The organism is Trueperaceae bacterium (assembly GCA_036381035.1).
Classification (GTDB): domain Bacteria; phylum Deinococcota; class Deinococci; order Deinococcales; family Trueperaceae; genus DASRWD01.
This window is the reverse complement of sequence record DASVDQ010000115.1, coordinates 1-1,738: the sequence shown is the minus strand read 5'-3', so window position 1 is coordinate 1,738 and position 1,738 is coordinate 1. Positions and strand designations below refer to the sequence as shown.

Annotated in this window: 2 protein-coding genes; both read right to left on the bottom strand. The window is 75.5% G+C overall.

What is annotated here, in order from left to right:
* Positions 1 to 2: 2 nt before the first annotated feature.
* Positions 3 to 992: a sugar kinase gene (locus tag VF202_13790; GenBank protein HEX7041184.1), complete on the bottom strand. Its 990-nt coding sequence runs from the start codon at positions 990 to 992 to the stop codon at positions 3 to 5.
* The gene (locus VF202_13785) at positions 989 to 1,621 is read right to left on the bottom strand and encodes a bifunctional 4-hydroxy-2-oxoglutarate aldolase/2-dehydro-3-deoxy-phosphogluconate aldolase (protein HEX7041183.1); all 633 of its coding nucleotides are present in this window, start codon (positions 1,619 to 1,621) and stop codon (positions 989 to 991) included. The genes VF202_13790 and VF202_13785 overlap by 4 nt, the downstream gene beginning before the upstream one ends.
* Positions 1,622 to 1,738 lie beyond the last annotated feature (117 nt).

Below are 1,738 nucleotides of genomic sequence, written 5' to 3'. Positions count from 1 at the left end.
GGCTAGCGCGCGATGTCCCCCGTCGTCCGGGCGAGCGCGGCCTCGAGCTCGCCGCGGGTCACGGCGACCATGTCGCCATGGTGGGACAGAGCCACGGCGGCGAGGACGGCGCCTCGCTCCAGCCCGGCGCGCACGTCGCCGTCCAGCAGGCCGTCGAGGACGCCGGCGATCATGGCGTCGCCCGCCCCGGGCCGGTCCACTACCTGGGTCGGCACGGCAGGGACCGTCAGCTCCTCGTCGCCCAGCCGGGCGTAGGCGCCGCGGTCCCCCAGGGTGACGACGATGAGCTCCGCTTGGCTGTGCCGGCGCAGCGCGCTCGCGGCGCCGGGGCCGGTCGGGGCGGCGCCGAACAGCCGGGCGGCGTCGCGCGCGCTGCAGAACAGGACGTCGGCCTGCGCCATGAACTCGGGCAGCACCGTGCGGGCCTGGTCCGCCTGCCACAGCGTCTCCCGGTGGTTGACGTCGAAGGAGACCCTCACGCCCGCGGAGCGCGCCTCCCGCAGGACCTCCCCGAGCAGGCGCCGCGGACCCTCGCCGAGGGCCGCGGTGATGCCGGTCGCGTGCAGGAAGGTCGTGTCGAGCAGCGTCGCGAGGTCGAGGTCTGCCGGGTCCAGGGCGGTGAAGGCCGAGCCGGCGCGGTCGTAGACGACCGCGCTCATGTTCGGCACGAGGGAGGGCTTGAGGTAGTAGGTCCCCAGACGCGTGCCCGGCAGGAGGCGCACGCCCGCGGTGTCCACGCCGGCCGCCCTGAGACGGTCGAGCACCAAGGCCCCCAGCGGGTTGTCGGGCAGCGCGCTCGCCCATGCCGTGCGGCGGCCGAGCCGCGCGAGGGCCGCGCAGACGTTGCTCTCCGCCCCGCCGACGTCCACGCGGAACGACGTGGCGGTCGTGAAGTGCTCGCCCGGCGCGACGCTGTACCTGAGCATCGTCTCGCCGACGCTCGTGACGTCGTAGCGCCGCGGCTCCCGGGCGCCGGGCTTCGGCGCGGTCATGCCGTCGTCTCGGCCTGCAGGAGCGCCCGCAGGCCGACGAGGCGGCGGTCCAGCTCTTCCGCGGGCGTCCCGGGGCGGACGAGCGCGGAGCCCAGCCCCACCGCGACCGCACCGGCGCGCAGGAACTCGGCGGCGTTGTCGGCGTCGACGCCGCCCGTGGGGACGAACGACACGTCGGGGAACGGGCCGCGCAGCGCCCTCAGGTGTTGGGGTCCGCCCGTACCGGCGGGGAAGAGCTTGAGCAGCCTCCAGCCCTCGCCGCGGGCCGCCGCGACCTCGCTGGGCGAGAACACGCCGGGGACGAACAGGCGGTCGCCGCCGTGGGCCGCCGCGGAGAGCTCCGCGCTGAAGCACGGCGCGACCATGAACTCGGCCCCGGCGGCGCGGGCGCCTCGGTAGTCGTCCGCCGTGACGACGGTGCCGGCCCCGAGGACCAGCTCCTCGCCGAACCGCTCCCTGAGGCGCCCGATGGCGGCCAGCGCGTCGCGGCCCGTGAGCGTGTACTCGAGCACGCTGAAGCCCCGAGACAGCATCGTCTCGGCGACCCTCTCCAGCTCGTCCCACGTGAAGTCGCCCCGCAGCACCGCCACGAGTCGCTGCGTCCTGATCGCGCTCTCTGCTCTGGTCACGCCGCGGTGTGCCTCCAAGACGTCGGCGAGTGCCTGTGCCGTGCTCGCGCGCCGGGATGTCGAGCGGTCCCAGCAAGCTATCAGTAGCACCCGGCGCCCGCAACGGGTCGAGGACCG

Coding starts and splice junctions, on each gene's coding strand:
- VF202_13790 (HEX7041184.1), bottom strand. CDS start 992: ATGACCGCGCCGAAGCCCGGCGCCCGGGAGCCGCGGCGCTACGACGTC.